Source organism: Leisingera sp. CC-HEC096 (assembly GCF_059429235.1).
Window position 1 is genome coordinate 1963691 of sequence record NZ_JCAIJS010000001.1, and the last position, 18317, is coordinate 1982007.

At 68.0% G+C, this 18317-nt stretch carries 8 protein-coding genes; 6 read left to right on the forward strand and 2 right to left on the reverse strand.

Features of this window, described 5'->3' with window-relative positions; genetic code table 11:
• Positions 1-488 precede the first annotated feature (488 nt).
• Both AC5STI_RS09670 and AC5STI_RS09675 read left to right on the forward strand, forming a co-directional pair.
• Entirely contained in the window at positions 489-2291 is a 1803-nt protein-coding gene (locus AC5STI_RS09670; RefSeq protein ID WP_495446517.1) for an autotransporter assembly complex protein TamA, read from the forward strand.
• Positions 2288-5917 carry a translocation/assembly module TamB domain-containing protein gene (locus AC5STI_RS09675; protein ID WP_495446518.1) on the forward strand — a complete coding sequence of 1210 codons (3630 nt, stop codon included), beginning with the start codon at positions 2288-2290 and terminating at the stop codon, positions 5915-5917. The genes AC5STI_RS09670 and AC5STI_RS09675 overlap by 4 nt, the downstream gene beginning before the upstream one ends.
• A gap of 33 nt (positions 5918-5950) precedes the next feature.
• On the opposite strand, the gene AC5STI_RS09680 is transcribed toward AC5STI_RS09675, so the two are convergent.
• Complete coding sequence (locus AC5STI_RS09680; protein WP_495446519.1) at positions 5951-6919, reverse strand: glucokinase; 969 nt, start codon at positions 6917-6919, stop codon at positions 5951-5953.
• 152 nt (positions 6920-7071) lie between these two features.
• On the opposite strand from AC5STI_RS09680, the gene AC5STI_RS09685 reads away from it, so the two are divergent.
• Positions 7072-8121, forward strand: coding sequence for a glycosyltransferase family 2 protein (locus tag AC5STI_RS09685; RefSeq protein WP_495446520.1), 1050 nt, complete (start codon positions 7072-7074; stop codon positions 8119-8121).
• Positions 8118-9068, forward strand: a complete 951-nt coding sequence (locus tag AC5STI_RS09690) for a glycosyltransferase family 2 protein (RefSeq protein WP_495446521.1) — start codon at positions 8118-8120, stop codon at positions 9066-9068. The genes AC5STI_RS09685 and AC5STI_RS09690 overlap by 4 nt, the downstream gene beginning before the upstream one ends.
• Before the next feature lie 137 nt (positions 9069-9205).
• Here the strand turns inward: AC5STI_RS09690 and AC5STI_RS09695 are convergent, their stop codons facing one another.
• Positions 9206-9958, reverse strand: a complete 753-nt coding sequence (locus tag AC5STI_RS09695) for a WecB/TagA/CpsF family glycosyltransferase (protein WP_495446522.1) — start codon at positions 9956-9958, stop codon at positions 9206-9208.
• Positions 9959-10150: 192 nt separating this feature from the next.
• On the opposite strand from AC5STI_RS09695, the gene AC5STI_RS09700 reads away from it, so the two are divergent.
• Together AC5STI_RS09700 and AC5STI_RS09705 are read left to right on the forward strand one after the other, a co-directional pair.
• Positions 10151-11614, forward strand: coding sequence for a hypothetical protein (locus AC5STI_RS09700; RefSeq protein WP_495446523.1), 1464 nt, complete (start codon positions 10151-10153; stop codon positions 11612-11614).
• 260 nt (positions 11615-11874) lie between these two features.
• A complete protein-coding gene (locus AC5STI_RS09705) occupies positions 11875-18315 on the forward strand; it encodes a type I polyketide synthase (protein ID WP_495446524.1) in 6441 nt (2146 codons plus the stop codon).
• Positions 18316-18317: the final 2 nt, after the last annotated feature.

Here is an 18317-nt window from a genome sequence, read left to right on the forward strand (position 1 = left end):
CTTCTGTTTCAGGCGAAGCCGTGCAAAGTGATACCACGTGAAATTATCAAACTGACAATTATATGGACAGCAATAATCCACGTGGTATCATTCTGCCAGGCCTAGCTGCATGTGAGTGGTGGCTGCGCCTGACGTTACCTGATGTAGTGTTTGTTAATCAGTGACAGCTCCGGCAGTTCTACCTGCCGGAGCTGAACTGAATAGTACAGTTTAATAATCACATTCCAATCACCTTTACGGTCAATTATTCGGCGCACGCGCCAAAGTGGCAAAATAGCGCCGCCGCATCCGGCGTAATCCGTGCTTGCCGCAGCCGGTGCCCATCAGGCGAAACCGATGCGCGGCAATCCGCCGCCGCCGGGGACAGGCGGAATGCCGCCGCTTTGCTGGTTCCATCCCGCAATTTCCCCGTGCTAGGCTCAGCCCTGACGCCTGCTGCCCTGCCGGGCCGCAAGGCTGATTTTTTACGCCCGCCGCCGGGAGCAGACATGAATTTTCCATTCCGCCCGCGTTTGACCGCGCGTGCCCTTGCCTTCAGCTTTCTGATCCTTGTGCCGCCTGCCGCCTTTGGCGCGGACGCCACGCTGCAAGCCCCAGGTGCCGATACCGCGCTGGCGGACCGGCTGCGCGGCGCGTCGGCCTCGGTTGCGGCCAGCGGCGAGACCAATGTGCAGGAGATCCTGGCGGCAGCGCTGTCCGATTACCGGACACTGGTGCAGGTGCTGTACGACGCAGGCCATTTCGCGCCGGTGGTGAATATCCGCCTGGACGGGCGCGAGGCTGCGCTGATCGAGCCGCTGAACCCGCCGCAGAGCGTCAGCAAGGTGGAAATTTCCGTCCAGCCCGGCCCCCGGTTTGCCTTTGGCAAGGCGGAGATGTCGCCGTTGCCCCGGCAAAGCGATGTTGAATTCCCCGAGGAATACGCCCCCGGCCGGCCCGCCAGCACCGGCGCGATCCGGGATGCGGCAGCGGCCGGCGTGCGGGCCTGGCGGCGCAGCGGCTATGCCAAGGCCACGGTGGCGGACCAGAAGATCACCGCCAATCACCTGCAGGCCCGCCTGGATGCCCAGCTGCGGCTGGCCCCTGGCCCGCGCCTGCGCTTTGGCCGGATGGCCGTGACCGGCGACACCCGGGTCCGCGAGGAGGCCATCCGCAGGATCGCCGGCTTCCCGGCGGGGGAAGAATTCCACCCCAATCTGATCGCCAAATCCGCCACCCGCCTGCGCCGCACCGGGACTTTCTCCAGCGTTGTGCTGCGCGAGGCGGAGCAGCCGAACCCGGACGGCACCCTGGACTACACCGCGGTGGTCGAGGACCTGCCGCCGCGCCGCCTGACCTTCGGCGCCGAGATCAGCTCTTCGGACGGAGTGGAGCTGTCGGGCAGCTGGATGCACCGCAACCTGTTCGGGGCTGCCGAGAAGCTGCGGATCGAGGCGCGGCTCAGCGGCATCGGCAGCAGCAATGACATCGACGGGCGCGTGGCCGTGCGGCTGGACCGGCCCGCGGCGCTGGGGCCGGATGACCTGATCTTCTACCTGGCCGAGGCCGAAAAGCTGGACGAGGAGCACTATAAGGCCACCCAAGTGTTTGGTGCAGCGGGCGTGCGGCGCACCTTCTCCGACACATTCTTTGCCGAAGCCGCGCTGGGGGTGTCCTCGATCCTGGCGGAGGACGTGTTCGGCCAGCGCCGGTTCAAATACATCGCAGGCCGCCTGCGCGCCGAATACGACGGGCGCGACAGCCGGGTGAACCCGGCCAGCGGCTATTACCTGCAGGGCACGGCGACACCCTTTGTCGGCTTTGACGGCAGCAAGTCCGGGCTGCAGATCGAGGCGGACGGGCGCGCCTATTGGGGCTTGGGCGCAGACGACCGGATCGTGCTGGCCGGGCGGCTGCAGCTGGGCTCGGTCGTCGGGCCGTCGCTGAGTGAAATCTCCCCGACCCTTCTGTTCTTCTCCGGCGGCGCCGGAACGGTGCGCGGGCATGAATTCCAGTCGCTGGGCGTCCCGGTTGCGGGCGGCATCGCCGGCGGGCGCAGCTTCGCGGCGCTGTCGGGCGAGGTGCGGGGCAAGGTCACCGACACGATCTCCCTGGTCGGTTTCTACGACATCGGTTTTGTCGATGCGGACAGCTTTGTGTCCGGGTCCTCCGCCCGCCATGCAGGCGCCGGCATCGGTCTGCGCTATGATGTGGCGGGGATCGGGCCGATCCGGCTTGACCTCGCTTATCCGGTCGACGGCGGGTCCGAAGACGGGCTGCAATTCTACATCGGGATAGGACAGGCGTTTTGAGACAGTTTCTTGCCTATAGCCTGGCCCTGGGCCTGGCGGCCGCGCCGCTGGCGGCGCAGGACACCACCAAGGAGGACGCCGGCGGGCTGCTGGTCGATTTCCTGGAAGACACGCTGTCCGGCGACAGCCGTTATATCAGCGTCAGCGGGCTGGAGGGCGCGTTTTCCTCTGAGGCCAAGATCCAGAAGATCACGGTGGCCGACGAGGACGGCATCTGGCTGACCATCGAGGGCGCGGCGCTGGACTGGAACCGGCTGGAGCTGCTGCGCGGGCGGTTCTCGGTCAATGAGCTGTCGGCGGAGCGCATCGCCGTGGACCGCGCGCCCAAGCCGCTGCCGCCCGATCCGGAACTGCCGGAAGCGGCGGCGACGCCCTTTGCACTGCCGGAGCTGCCGGTGGCGATCGAGCTGGGCGTGATCAAGGCAGCGCGGATCGAATTGGGCGAGGCACTGGCGGGAACCGCCGCCAGCCTAAGGGTCGAGGGCTCGCTGCGGCTGGCGGACGGCGCGCTTGACACCAAGCTGGAGGCGGTGCGGCTGGACAAGCCCGGCGACCACCTGCGGCTGGAGGCGGGCTATGCCAACGAAACCCAGCAGATCACTCTGGATCTGACCGCGGATGAGGCCGCGGGCGGGCTGATCTCGCGCAGCCTGGATCTGCCGGGCAACCCCGACCTGCAGCTGACCGCCAAGGGCAGCGGGCCGGTCACGGATTTCACCGCCGATATCAGCTTCAGCTCCAACGGGACGGAGCGGCTGGCGGGCCAGGTGGTGCTGGCGGCCCAGCCTTTACCCGCAGACGCGGCGCCGGAGAGCCCGCGCGATATCCGCTTTTCCGCAAATCTGGGCGGCAATATCGACGTGCTGCTGCCGCCGGTGCACCGGCCCTTCTTCGGTCCCGGCCTGCGGCTGAACGTCAAGGGCACGCGCGAAGGCAGCGGCGCTGTAGCACTGGACACGCTGGCTCTGCGCACCCGGGCGCTGCAGGTGAGCGGCGCCGCGGCGCTGGCGGCGGGCGGCAGGCTGGACACCGCCAACCTCAAGGCCGCCATCACTCCGCCGCCGGGCCAGGCCGCGGTGGCCCTGCCGGTGGGCGGCGGCCAGACCACGCTGGCAGCAGCGGATTTGCAGCTGCGCAAGCGGACGGACGGCAATTGGAGCCTGGACGGAGTGTTGAACCAGCTGAGCCACCCGGGCGCGCTGGTCGATCAGGCAGCGGTCACCGGCCGCGGCACGCTCGACCAAACCAGCGGCTTTGCGCTGGAGGGGCGGCTGTCGGCGGCGCTCAGCGGCTTCCAGCCGCGCGACCCGGCGCTGGCCAAGGCCACCGGCAACGACATCCGCTTTGACGGCACCCTCAGCACCCAGGGCCCCGGGGCGCTGCGGATCACGGATATGGAACTGCGCGGAACCGATTACCAGGCAGCGGGCGATGTCACCCTGGACGGTCTGGAGGAGGGTCTGAAGATCACCGCGGATCTGACCGCGGAGGCGTCGGAGCTGGCGCGCTTCTCGGACCTCGCCGGGCGGCCTCTTGGCGGCGCGGTGCGGGCGGATGTGCAGGGCTCCTTCACACCGCTGTCCGGTGCGTTTGACACCGATCTGGACCTCACCGCCGAGAACCTCTCTGCCGGGATTGCCAAGGCGGATGAGCTGCTGGCGGGCACCACCACGCTGGTGCTCAAGGCGTCGCGGGACGAGATCGGCATTACCGTCGACACCTTCGAGCTGGCGGGCAGCGCGCTGGAGGCCTCTGCCGCGGGCACGCTGAACGACCAATCCGGCCAGATGGAGATCACAGCCCGTCTGACCAAGGTGGAGGTGCTGCTGCCGCAGGCCCCCGGCACGCTGGAGCTGGCCACCACCCTCACCCGCACCGGCAGGCGGTTTGATGGCGTGGCCGAGCTGACCGGGCCGCATTCCTCCAGCGCCAAGCTGGACGGGTCGGTGACGCTGGAAGGGGATGCCGATTTCGACTTTGCCGCCGCCTTCAACGAGCTGGAGCGCTTCGTGCCGGAACTGGCGGGCCGCCTGACCGCTGAAGGCACCGCAGAGCGGCGCAACGGCGAATGGCAGATCGCCGCGAGGGCGGATGGCCCGGCGGACCTTGGCGTCAAGGCCGAGGGCCGCTTTGCCGAGAGCAATGGCGACACCGATCTGAAGTTTGAGGGCGCCATCGGCCGACTGCAGCAGCTGGTGCCTGACCTGGCCGGGCGGCTGGCCGCCAAGGGCACCGCCACCCGCCGCGATGGCACTTGGACGGTGGACAGCACCGCCAGCGGCCCTGCAGGCATCGACAGCCGCATCGCGGGCAGCTGGAACGAGGCCGAAGGCACCGCTAATGTGAACGCCAGGGGCACTCTGCGGCTGGAGGGGATGAACCCGTTCATCTCTCCCAACCTGTTGCAAGGGCCTGCGAATTTCGATTTGGCCTTGCGCGGGCAGCCGGCGCTGGACTCCTTGAGCGGCACTGTGTCGGTTCCCGGCGCCTCGCTGGTGATCCCGGCGGCGGCGCAGCGGCTGGACGATATCAATGCCACCGTCTCCTTTGCCCGCTCCAGCGCCCAGGTGCAGGTCTCGGCCCGCGGCCGTGACGGCGGCACCCTGCGGATCAACGGCCCGGTGGCGATGCGCCCGCCCTTCAGCAGCAATCTTCAGATTGCCATCGGCGATCTGGTGGTGACCGACAACCTCTCCTATGAAACCCTGCTGAACGGCAGCCTGACCCTGTCCGGAGCGATGGCGGGCGACAAGCGGGTCGACGGGCAGATCAATGTGGGCGAGACCAATATCAACCTCAATACCGCAGGCGGCTCGGTCTCGTCGGCACCGATCCCGCCGATCCGCCATGTGAACGCGCCGCGCGATGTGCGCCAGACCCTGGCGCGGGCCGGGCTGACCGGCAACAACGGCGGCGGCGGGGGCGGCTCGGCCAGGACCGAACTGGACATCCTGATCAGCGCGCCATCGCGGATCTTTGCGCGCGGCCGCGGCCTGCGCGCGGAACTGGGCGGCGACATCCGCCTGCGCGGCACCTCCGCACGGCTGTCGCCCTCGGGCCAGATCAGCCTGATCCGCGGCACCTTTGACATCCTGGGCCGGCGGCTGGAGCTGGACGAGGGGCGGATCACCCTGCTGGGCGACCTGAAACCCTATCTGGAGTTCAGATCTTCCGCCGCCACCGAGGAGGGCACCGCCACGCTGGAAATCTCCGGCCGGGTCGATGCGCCGGAGATCAAGGTGACGGCGGAGCCGCCGCGCCCCTCCGAGGAGGCGCTGGCGCTGCTGCTGTTCGGCGACAATATCGAGGACATCTCGCCGCTGGCGCTGGCCCGGCTGGCGGGCTCGGCGCTGACGCTCAGCGGGCGCGGCGGCGGCGCCCAGAGCAGGGTGCGCGAGGCTACCGGCGCGGATACGGTCGATATTGGCGCCGACAACCTGGGGGCAGGCCAGCTGGGGCTGGGCGGTTACGTCGCGGAGAACGTCTATACCGATTTCAACGTCAACACCCGCGGCGACAGCGAGCTGAGCATCAACCTGGATGTGACCAAGAGCCTGACGGTGCAGGGCACGGTGGACAGCGAGGGCGAGACCGGCTTCGGGCTGTTCTTCAAGCGCGACTACTGACGGCGGTGCGGCTGCCGGTTCACGGCCTGGAATTCACGCGGTTTCCGCGCTGGTTTCCGCCGCCCCGGCGGCGGCCAGCGCCACTTGGGCAGCACCGCTGACGCCCGCGGCGTCATCGGTGATCAGCCACAGCGGGATGTCCGCGCAGACCTCCCCCAGCCGGCCGCCGGGGGCGGTATAGCTTTCCAGGAAATGCTCCCGCGCAGGGGTGCTGAGGATGCCACGGGCCACGCTGCCGGCAAAGAACAGCCCCTGCCGCGGCAGATAGGCCGCTGTCAGCTCCCGCGCCAGCAGGCCCAGAAGGTGCGCCCATTCGCAGACGGTGCGCGCCTCCGGCGTGTGAGGATCAGCCAGATAAGCCGCCTCGATCCGTTCGGCGCTGCTGGCTGCGGCACCGGTCAGCGCCTGATGAAAGCGGACCAGTCCCGGCCCCGAGAACAGCGCCCCGATGCTGCCGAACGACTCCGGCGCATGGCCCAGCAGGCTGTCCAGCCGGCGGCACAGCGCCTGCGGCAGGCCGGTATGGCCCAGTTCGGCCTCCAGCGCCTCCCCTTCCACCATAGCGGCGGCATTGAACCCCGTGCCGATACCCGCCACCAGCGTCTGGGTCCCAGTCTGCCGTCCGGGGCGCAGGCAAGACAGCTGCCCTGGGATCAGTACCCGCAGCGCATGGCCCAGCGCCGCCAGATCGTTGATAACCGTCACATGCGCGCTGCCGGGCAGGCCCAGTGCCGCGGCAATCTCAACTGCCGAGCCGCTCCAATTGCGGTTGCTGAGCAGGAAGCGCCCGTCCCTGACCGGACCGGCCACCGCCAGGCAGGCCCCCTGCAGCGGCGGCAAGCCGGGCTGCGCGCAATAGGCCTGCAGCACATCCTGCAGGCTGGCGAAACTGTCGTTGGAAAAACTCTGCAGCGCGGTGACCCCGATCCCGGGCGCCGCCAGGGCCAGCCGGGTCCTGCTGCTGCCGGCAACTCCGGCCAGAACGGTCAGCTCAGCCGCCATCTGCCGCGGTCCTTTCCGATCGTTTCCCCGGTTTAGAGCCTGCAGCAATCCCGCCGCAATTGCAATTGAGCGGGCAGGCAGCGCTTGCAGCCGCCGGCGGAACCTTGCAGGTTGACAGCAAATTTCCCGGCAGGCGCAAGACGGAGCCCCGCGTGCACAGATCAATCGGCCACAGACTGGCGGCCCGCGCCGGGCGGATGGCGCAAGACGCCCTGCACCGCGCACGGCTGCACAGGTCGCTGCGCCATCTGCACGGGCCCGCCCGGCGCTTTGCCGCGCCGCAGGAGGTGGTTCTGATCGCGCTGGTGCGGGACGGGACCTATTACCTCGACGTGTTTTTCGAGCATTACCGGCGGCTGGGTGTGAGCTGCTTTGTGTTCATCGACAACGGCTCTGCCGACGGCACCGTGGACCGCATCCGGCAGGAGCCGGGCACCGCAGTGCTGCGCTCCGCCCTGCCCTGGCTGGAGTTCGAGAACAGCTTCCGCGCCTATGCCGCCAGCCGCTATGGCCGCGCCCGCTGGTGCCTGTTTGCCGACATGGACGAACTGCTGGATTTCGAGGGCAGCAGTACCGCCGGGCTGAGCGGGCTGACCGGCTATCTGGCGCAGCAGGGCTATACGGCGCTGCAGGCGCAGATGCTGGAGATGTTCCCCAAGGGCCCGCTGGCAGCGGCCCGCGGACTGTCCTATGCCGAAGCGGTCAAGGCGTTCCGCTATTGCGACGTCAGTACGGTGCAGGCGCTGGATTATGGCCACGACGACACCGGGCTTGCCTATTACCTGCGCCAGAACAGCCTGCCGCCGGGCGGCGCGCAGATGCTGTACGGCGGGGTTCGCGGCAAGGTCTTCGGCGAGCGCTGCTGCCTCAGCAAGCACCCGCTGGTTTTCAACGGTGCCGGCGTGCAGGCAGCGGTGCATCCGCATGTCTCTGCCGGGGTGGCGGTGGCGGACGTTGAGGGGCTGATCCGCCATTACAAATTCGCTGGCGACAGCCTGGCACGCGATCTCCAGACCCGGGCCGAGGCGGTCTCAGAACATGGCGAGGACAGGCTGCGCAGCGATGCGATGCAGGCGCAGCCGGAGCTGAGCCTGTGGTCCGATGCGGCGCTGGAAGACGCAAGCATCGCCGGCCTCCAGCACCTGGGCTTCCTGCGCCGCGCGCCCGGTTACAGCTACTATCTGGCAAGGGGCGGCGCATGAGCGCCCCGGCGATCGGCGCCGTGGTGATCGGGCGCAACGAAGGCGAACGGCTGATCCGCTGCCTGCGGTCCCTGCAGGGACAGGTGCAGCAGCTGATTTATGTGGACAGCGGCTCCACCGACGGCTCAACGGAGGCGGCGCGGCGCTTGGGGGCCGAAGTAGTGGACCTGGACCTGAGCCGCCCCTTCACCGCGGCGCGTGCCCGCAATGCCGGGCTGGCAGCGCTCAGCACTGGAATTGAGCTGGTGCAATTCGTAGATGGCGATTGCGAGGTGGACCCCGGCTGGATCGCCGCCGCGGCGGAATTTCTGCAGGCGCATCCCCGGGTGGCCGTGGTTTGCGGACGGCGGCGGGAACGGTTCCCGGAGGCGTCGGTCTATAACCGGCTGTGTGACGCGGAATGGGACACGCCGGTGGGAGAGGCCAGCGCCTGCGGCGGTGATGCGCTGATGCGGGTGGCGGCGGTCTATACCGCGGGCGGCTACCGCGAGAGCCTGATCGCGGGCGAGGAGCCGGAACTGTGCCTGCGGCTGCGGCGGGCGGGCTGGCAGGTCTGGCGGCTGGATGCGGAGATGACGCTGCACGACGCGCAGATGCTGCGGTTCGGCCAGTGGTGGAACCGCAGCCGCCGGGCGGGCCACGCCTTTGCCGAGGGCGCAGCGCTGCATGGCACGGGACCGGAGCGCCACTGGGTGGCCGAGACCCGCCGCGCGCTTGCCTGGGGTGCGGTGCTGCCCGCAGCCATCGCGGCCGCCGGGCTGGTCAGCCCCGCCCTGCTGCTGGCGGCGCTGATCTATCCGGCGCAGGTTCTGCGCCTGTCCCGCCGCATGGGGTACGAGCAGGCGCTGTTTTCGGTGCTTGGCAAATTCGCCGAGGCCTCCGGCGCGCTGGAGTACTGCTGGCGCCGCTGGCGCGGCACGGCGCGCGGCATTCTGGAATACAAGTAGCGCCTGCAGGGGCTTTGCCCCTCTTGGCCTTCCGGCCAATTCACCCCAGGATATTTGCAGCCAGATGAAGACCGGATCCTTTATTCATCTGGCCGAAAATATCCCGGAGCGCGAGGCAGAGCCTCGCATCAGGCTGCTCAGCGGGTCCGGAGCCGCCAGGCCCTGAGCATCTGGGCAGGCAGGATGGCCAGGCATTTGGCATAGCGCGGCAGCATTCGGGACGGGCTGGAGAACGCCCGCCACAGCCATTCCATCGCAATCGCCCGCACCCAGGCCGGGGCCCGTTTCTGATGGCCGCCGAGGAAATCCAGCCCGGCCCCGACAGAGGCAAACCCGGTGCGCGGCGCCAGGCGGCGGCCGCGCTGCGCCAGGCGCTCCTGCTTGGGGGCGCCGAGCGCCAGGAAACACAGGCAGGGGCCGGTTTCATCCAGCCGGTGCAGGATCCGGTCCGCCTCTTCGCCGTCCGGATCGAACCGGCCCGAAGGGGCGTGGCACCAGGCGATTTCCAGTCCCGGCACCTGGTCGGTCAGCGCTGCTGCGGCGTCCGCCAGCGCCTCTTCCGAGCTGCCTGCCAGCGCCACCGGCACCCCGGCCTCTGCCGCCAGCCGGCACAGCGGCAGCACCAGGTCCGAGCCCGGCATCAGCTCCACCGGGCGGCCCGCAAGCCGTGACAGCCAAACAATCGGACGCCCGTCCGCCACCACCAGATCCTGCGCCTGATAGGCGGCCAGGAACTCCGGCGACTGCGCCAGTTTCACCAGGTGATCCAGATTGACCGTGGCCAGCGCAAAGCCCTGGCCCGCCTTGAACCGGGCGCGGATCTCCGCTTCCAGCAGCGCCCGGCGAGGCATGTTCACCGCCACCCTGCGCCCGTTGAAATCAAAATGCACTCCATCCCCCGGTCTTAGACGGCTCCCTGATACATCCCGCGCCCGTGTCAGGCCAGCGCGGGAAGCCGATCCCCGCCGCCAGCGTGGCATAGCTGCACACCGTTTACCGGTTCTTGCAAATCCGCGCGACAGCGCCTGCGGCAATCGTTAAACTTTGAACCAACAACCGGGGAACTGAGGGAGCACGGGGCTTTGCCCAACGCTTTGGCCTATCTGATGCTGCTGGCGTGGCCGCTGGCCAGCCTGGTGCTGTTCCGGCGCCTGCCGCTGGAACGGGCGGTGCTGTGGTGCATCATCGCGGGCTATCTGCTGCTGCCGCCGCTGGCCGAGTTCGACCTGCCGCTGGTGCCGGACATGGACAAGTTCGCCATCCCCTCGGTGATGGCGTTACTGCTGTGCGTCTTTCTGCTGCGCAAGCCGGTTCCGCTTTTGCCGCGGCACCCGGCGGTGCGGCTGCTCGTGCTGCTGTTCGTGTTCGGGGTCATCCCCACCGTGCTGACCAATGGCGAGCCGATCCTGTTCCGCCGGATCGCCAATTCCGACCCGATCCTCTTCCTGACCGATCAGCTGCCCGGGCTGCGCTGGCGCGACCTGGGGTCCGTCATCATCAACCAGATGATTGTGCTGATACCGTTCCTGCTGGCGCGCCGCTACCTGTCCACGCCTGAAGCCCAGCGCGAGCTGCTGCTGGCGCTGATGATCGGCGCGCTGGCCTATACCATCCCGTCACTGATCGAGATCCGGTTCAGCCCGCAGATCAACGTCTGGATCTACGGTTTCTTCCAGCATGACTTCAGCCAGATGATGCGCCAGGGCGGCTTCCGGCCCATCGTGTTTCTGCCCCATGCGCTGTGGCTGGCGTTCTTTATGCTTTCGGCGCTGCTGGCCGCCACCGCGCTGGCGCGCGCGGCATCCGGAAGGCAGCGGCTGCGCCTGGCGCTGGCGGCGGCCTATCTGTTCGTCGTGCTGGTGCTGTGCAAGAGCCTGGCTTCGCTGGCCTATGCGCTGGCCTTCACCCCGGTGGTGGCGCTGGCGCCCTTGCGCTGGCAGCTGCGGGCCGCGCTGGTGCTGGCGCTGATCGCGGTGGTCTACCCGATGCTGCGCAACACCGGGCTGGTGCCGACCGAGGCGCTGGTGGCCCAGGCCGAGATGATCAGCGCCGAGCGGGCGCATTCGCTGAACTACCGGTTCGAGAACGAGGCGCAGCTGCTGGCGCGGGCCGCGGAAAAGCCCTGGTTCGGCTGGGGCGGCTGGGGCCGCAACCTGTTGCGGCACGAGGAGACCGGCCAGATCCTGTCGATCCCGGACGGGCGCTGGATCATCGTTTTCGGCACCTTCGGCTGGCTGGGCTACATCGCCGAGATGGGTCTGCTGGCCGCGCCGCTGCTGCTGCTGGCCCATGCCGCGCGGCGGGCGCCTGCCGGCAGCGTCTCGCCCTATGCCGCGCCGATTGCGCTGATCCTCGCCGCGACCATGGTCGACATGCTGCTGAACGCGACGCTGATCCCGATCACATGGATGTGCGCCGGGTCGGTTCTGGGCTACGCGGAGCGGCTGCTCTACCCGGATTTGTTCCGCCCCAAACCCGCCCTGTTCGGCGGGGCGCAGGCGATGCTGCCGGACGCCGCCGGGCCCGAGCGGCGCAGCATCCTGTGATGCCGCAATCTTTCCGCGTTTGCGGCCGAAATTGACACAATGCGTCCACAGGACAGCCGCATGGATTGACGAAGGTAAAAATGAGATCAGCCGGCCCTGCGGACCAGATGGGGATCTATGCCGCAAGGCCGGCGCATTCGCCGGGGAAACCCCGGCACCAGACAATGAACCCGTCCGGCGGGCCCTGCCAGTTTCGCGAAGCGGACTGGCTGCGGCGTGCCGGGCTGTTTGCGAAGGGCCAGTGGGGTCAGGTATTGACGATGCAGGATGGAACATCCGCAGCGGCGGGCGCTGCCAAGAAAAACTCTTCCGGCTATATTGCCATTGTCGGTCTGTCGGTGACGGTGCCGGGCGCTGGCTCTGCCGAGGCGTTCTGGCGGAACCTGCGTGACGGTATTGAATCGATTGAGGTGCTGGACCGCGGCACCCTGCTGGCAAATGGCGAGCGGGCTTCCGTGCTGGCGGACCCCAACTATGTGCCGGCATCGGCCCGGCTGCAGGGGTTTGACGAGTTTGATGCCGAATTCTTCGGCTTCAGCCCGAAAGAGGCCGCGATCCTCGATCCCCAGCACCGCAAGTTCCTGGAGGTGGCCTGGGGCGCGATGGAGAACGCGGGCCACCCGCCGGAAAGCATCAACGGCCCCATCGGCGTTTACGCGGGCTGCGGCATGGGCAGCTACTTCTATTTCAACATCTGCTCGAACCCGGCCCTGGTCGACGATGTGGGCATGTTCCTGCTGCGCCACACCGGCAACGACAAGGATTTCCTGTCGACCCGGGTGAGCCATGTGTTCGACCTGCACGGGCCTTCTGTCAACGTGCAGACCGCCTGCTCCACTTCGCTGGTGGCAGTGCATTACGCCTGCAAAGCCCTGCGCGAGGGCGAATGCGACATGGCGCTGGCGGGCGGTGTCACCATCGAGCTGCCGCAGGGGCGGGGCTACCTTTACAAGGAAAACGAGATCCTCAGCCCGGACGGACACTGCCATGCCTTCGACCACCGGGCGCAAGGCACCGTCTTCGGCTCTGGCGCAGGCGCCGTGGCGCTCCGGCGGCTGGAGGATGCCATTGCCGATGGCGACCACATCTGGGCGGTGATCAAGGGCTCGGCCATCAACAACGACGGCGCGGACAAGGCGGGCTATCTCGCTCCCTCAGTCGGTGGCCAGTCATCGGCAGTTCAGGCCGCGCTGCAAGTCGCGGGCACCCCGGCGGACACCATCGACTATGTCGAGTGCCACGGCACCGGCACCTATCTGGGCGACCCGATTGAAGTCTCGGCGCTGACCGATGCCTACCGGGCGACCACGCAGGACACCGGTTATTGCCGCATCGGCTCGGTCAAGACCAACATCGGCCATCTGGACACCGCGGCGGGGGTTGCCAGCCTCACCAAGACCGCGCTGGCACTGCATCACAGGGAAATCCCGCCCTCGCTGGGCTATGAGGCACCGAACCCGGCGATTGATTTCGAGACCTCGCCGTTTCGCGTGAACGCCGCCCTCACCCCTTGGACGTCGCACAAGGGGCCGCGCCGGGCAGCCGTCAACTCGCTCGGCGTCGGCGGCACGAATGCTCATGTGATCCTTGAAGAAGCGCCAGAGCGTGCAGCGTCCGAGGAAAGCGATTTCCCGTTCCAGATCCTCTGTGTCTCCGGCCAGTCCAAGGCGGCGCTGGATGCCAACACCCAGGCGCTGGCGGAGTATTTGCAGGCCAATCCCCAGGCCGATCTGGCCGACGTGGCCTTCACCCTCAAGGAAGGCCGCCGCGGCTTTGCCAAGCGGCGGGTGCTGGTGGCGGAGACCGTTGCCGAAGCTGCCCAACTGATTGAAGAAAACGATCCGCGCAAGGTCTTCACCCACGACCGCCTCGGTGACGCGCCGGAGGTGGTGTTCATGTTCCCTGGCGGCGGCGCGCAATATGCCGGCGTGGCGCGGGATCTATACGAGACCGAGCCGGTCTTTGCCGAGTGGATGGACCGCGGGCTGGAGCATCTGCAAAAGAGCCTCGACTACGACATCCGCGCCCTCTGGCTGCCGGAAGAGGGCGAGGAAGACACCGCCAATGCACGCCTGCAGAAGCCCTCGGTGCAGCTGCCGCTGATCATGATCGTGGAATACGCGCTGGCGCAGCTGTGGATCAGCTGGGGAGTCAAGCCCGCCGCGCTTGTCGGCCATTCCATGGGTGAGAACACCGCCGCTTGCCTGGCCGGCGTGATGCGCTTTGAGGACTGCATCGACCTGGTGCTGCTGCGCGGGCGGCTGTTTGACACCGTCCCTGCGGGCGGGATGCTGTCGATTGCCCTGCCGCTGGCAGAGGTCGAGGCCCTCATCGGCGGTGACCTGGACATTGCCAGTGTAAACGCCCCTGCCCTCACCGCCGTCTCCGGCCCGCAGGACGCGCTGGACCGTCTGGCGGCGGAGCTGACTGACCGCGAGGTGGAGCACCAGCGCATCCAGATCGACATTGCCGCCCACTCCCGGATGCTGGACGGCATCCTGCAGGAATACGGCGATTTCATCCGTACGTTGGAGCTGAAAGCGCCCAAGCTGCCGGTGATCTCCAACCGCACCGGCGCAGCCCTGACTGCCGAACAGGCCACAAGCGCCGATTACTGGGTCGGCCAGCTGCGCAGCACGGTGCGTTTTGCCGACTGTGTTGAGACTCTCGCCAAAACCCCGAACCGCGTGTTCCTGGAGGTCGGCCCCGGCAAGGCGCTCAGCGCCCTGGCGCAGATGTCGCCGGCGGTGAAACAGGGCCAGGTGCTCAGCTCGCTGCGCCACCCGGACCAAGAGGTGATGGACGACACCTATTTCTTTGGCGTCATCGGCCGGCTTTGGGCCTGCGGGGTGGACGCCGACTGGGAACAGATCTGGGGCGAAGCGCGGCGCAACCGCCTGCCATTGCCCGGCTACGCCTTCCAGCGCAACCGCTATTTCATCGAGCCGGGCAAACCGGCGGTGGAGGAAGACCGCGCACCGGAACGCCACAGCAACCCCAAGGATTGGGGCTACCGCCCCGCCTGGCGCCCGCGTCTGGCCGATTGCTCCTTGGATGTGCTGCAGGAGCTGGACCGAGAGCCGCACACCTGGCTGATCTTCGAGGATGACGCCGGCCATGCCGCCCGCGCCGCAGACCGGCTGGAGGCCGCAGGCCATACCGTTGCGCGGGTGCGCGCAGGCGATACCTATGCGCAGCTTGCGCCGAACTCCTATATCCTGCCGCCGGAGCAGGGCCGCGCCGCCCATGGCGCGCTGCTGGCAGATCTGGCCGGCGCCGGGATACTGCCGGACCGGATCGCTCATTTCTGGCTAGTGACGGAACAGGAAACTTTCCGCCCCGGCTCCTCCTTCTTTGACCGCAATCTGGAGATGGGCTTCCACGCCCTGACCGCCTTGGCGCAGGAACTGGGTAACGCTGATCTGCCCGGACCGGTGCATTTGACCGTCTTCACCACCGGCGCCGCACAGGTGCGGGACGAGGCCCTGCCCTATCCCGAGAAGGCAATGATCGCAGGCCCGCTGGGTGTGATCCCGCGCGAGCTGCCGGGGCTGACCTGTACCGCCGTGGACATCGAACTGCCAGAGGCGCCGCGGGGCCTGTTGGCCCGCAAACCGGCGGACACGGATCTCACCCCGCCTCTGCTGGAAGAGCTGATGGCAGAGCCCGCAAACACCACCGCCGCCTGGCGCGGGGACAAGCGGTTCGAACTCACCTGGCGCCCGCAGCCGCTTCCGGCACCGGAGACTCCGCCCTTCAAACAGGGCGGCCATTACCTGATCACCGGCGGCTATGGCGGCATCGGCCTGGCCGTTGCGCGCCACCTGATGCAGGACTACGGGGCCAGGATCTCGCTGATCTCCCGCGAAGGCCTGCCGCCGCGCGCAGCTTGGGACCGGTATCTCAGCAGCCACAGCCCGGCCAACCGCACGGCCCGGCGCATCCGTGCAGTCATGGCGCTGGAGGAAACCGGCAGCGGCAGCGTGCTGCCGCTCACAGCCGACGTCTGCCACGCGGGCGAGCTGCGCGCTGCTCGGGAGCAGGCCGAGGCCGCTAACGGTCCGCTCACCGGTGTGATCCACGGCGCCGGCGTGATCAACGACGGTCCGCTGCTGGCCAAGGACGAGGACCAGATCGCCCGCGTCCTGGCCCCCAAGGTGAGCGGGTTGCGCGCCCTGGACACGGTGTTCCCGGACGGCAGCCTGGAGCTGCTGGTGCTGTTCTCCTCCTCCTCCGCCGTGACCCGGCCCGCGGGCCAGGTGGATTACATCGCCGCCAACGAATACCTCAATGCCTGGGCCAAGCACCGCGCAGGCGGGCAAACCCGTGTCGTCGCGGTGGACTGGGGCGTCTGGGCCGATACCGGCATGGCCGCCGACGCCATGAGCGCCCGCAACAGCGCCGCGGGAGCCAGCACGCCGGAGCCCTGCCCGCAGCCGCTGCTGCAGCAGCAAAGCTTCGACGCCGCCGGCAACCGCATTTTCACCCCCCGGTTCAGCACCGGCGACTGGCTGCTGGACGAGCACCGCACCGCGGATGGCACCGCCCTGGTGCCCGGCACCGGCTACATCGAGATGGCAGCGGAGGCGATGGCGGCGGCGGGCGTCCAAGCGCCGTTCGAAATCCGCGACCTCTACTTCCTGCGCCCCTTGATCGTGGACGACGGTGCGCCCAAGACGGTTCTGGTTAAGCTAGAAGCTAAAGAAAATGGTTATGAACTGTTTATTTACTCGGCGTATACAAATGGTTACTCTTTGAATTGTCAGGCTTTGCTGGCCTTCGCAGCGGCGGCAGAACGCCCCGCTGCACTCAACCTCCAGAAGATTTTCACCCAATGCCCGGAGGTGCAGGCGCCTGTCGGCGGGCGCCTGCAATCCCCGCAGGAGGCGCATCTGCGCTTTGGCCCGCGCTGGCATGTTCTGGAGCGCGCCGCCCTGGGCGAGGGTGAAGGCATTGCCTGCCTGTCCCTGCCGCAGGCTGCGGCGCAGGACGGCACTTTGCTGCATCCAGGCCTGATGGACCTGGCGACCGGCTGGGCAATGGGGCTGATCCCGGGATACCAGGCAACTGCCCTGTGGGTGCCGGTGTCTTACAGTGCGATCCGCGTCTTTGCCCCGCTGACCCCGAATATCTGCAGCCACGTGCGGCTGGCCGGAGCACCGGACAGCGCCTCCGCCGTTTTCGACGTCACCCTGACAGATACTGACGGCAAAGTGCTGGCCGACATCGAAGGCTTCCGTATGCAGCGCCTCGCCTCCGGCATTGACGCCGCGACCTCAGCGGCTGAGCCCGACGCCAGTGCCGCTGAGCTGGGACTGGAGCCCGCCCGCAGCGCGCAGCCGCTCTCGCCCGAAGAACGCCGCATGCAGCTGAACATCTCCAATGGCATCAAGGCGGAAGAAGGCGGCAGGGCCCTGGCCCGCGCCATTGCCGCCGGCCTGCCGCAGGTGGTGGTGTCCTCGCTGGACCTGCCGGCGCTGATCGCCCAGGCCAGCCAAAGCGCGCCAGCGGAGGCTGAGGCCCAGACCTTCGACCGCCCGCAGCTCGACACCGACTACATCGCGCCGCGCAACCCGGTGGAAGAGGAGCTGGCCAAGCTGTTTGCCGCGCTCCTCGGCATGTCGCAGGTCGGGATCGAGGACAGCTTCTTTGACCTTGGCGGCCACTCGCTGATTGCGGTGCGGCTGTTCGCGCAGGTCAAACGCAGCTTTGGCGTGGAATTCCCGCTGTCGGTGCTGTTCGAGGCGCCCAGCGTCGCGGCACTGGCCGAGCGTATCATCGAGCGCACCGGCGGCGGCGTGGCGGCGGAACCGTGGGACGCGCCCGAAACCGCGAAGGAACAGCCGCAATATACCCATCTGGTGCAGCTGCATCCCGGCGACGGCACCGGGCGGCGGCCCTTCTTCCTGGTGGCGGGCATGTTCGGCAATGTGCTGAACCTGCGCCATCTGGCGCTGCAGGTCGGCAAGGACCGCCCGGTCTATGGCCTGCAGGCCAAGGGGCTTGTGGGCGACGATACCCCGCACAGCCGGATTGAAGACGCCGCCCGCAGCTGCCTGTCCGAAATCCGCCGGATCCAGCCCGAGGGCCCCTATCTGCTGGGCGGCTTCTCCGGCGGCGGCATCACCGCCTATGAGATGGCGCAGCAGCTGAAGGTCCAGGGCCAGGACACCGCCGCACTGATCCTGCTGGACACGCCACTGCCGGTGCGCCCGGCCCTCAGCCGCCGCGACAAGGCCCTGATCAAACTTGCGGAACTGCGCAGCAAGGGCTTGGGCTACCTTGGCGAATGGGCCCGGAACCGCATCGCCTGGGAATTTGAGAAACGCCGTGCCAGCCCGGCGGAGACCGGCGCCCGGCCGGAATTCAACAACCGCAAGATCGAACTGGCCTTCCGCGCCGCGGTCGAGGCCTATGCCCTCAAACCTTGGCATGGCCCGCTCACCCTGTTCCGGCCGCCGCTGGACCGCAAGTGGCAGGTCTCAAACGGCAATTGGGTCAGCGGCGAGCGTGAGTATGTGTTTGACGACAATGACTGGACCAAATGGGCCCCCGCCACTGAAGTGGCCGAAGTGCCGGGCGATCACGACAGCATGGTGCTGGTGCCCAACGTCAGCGTGCTGGCTGCAGGTGTGAAGGCCCGGCTGGACGCCGCCGATGCCACCGCCGGGCGGTCCCGTTATGCCCAGGCGGCGGAGTGACC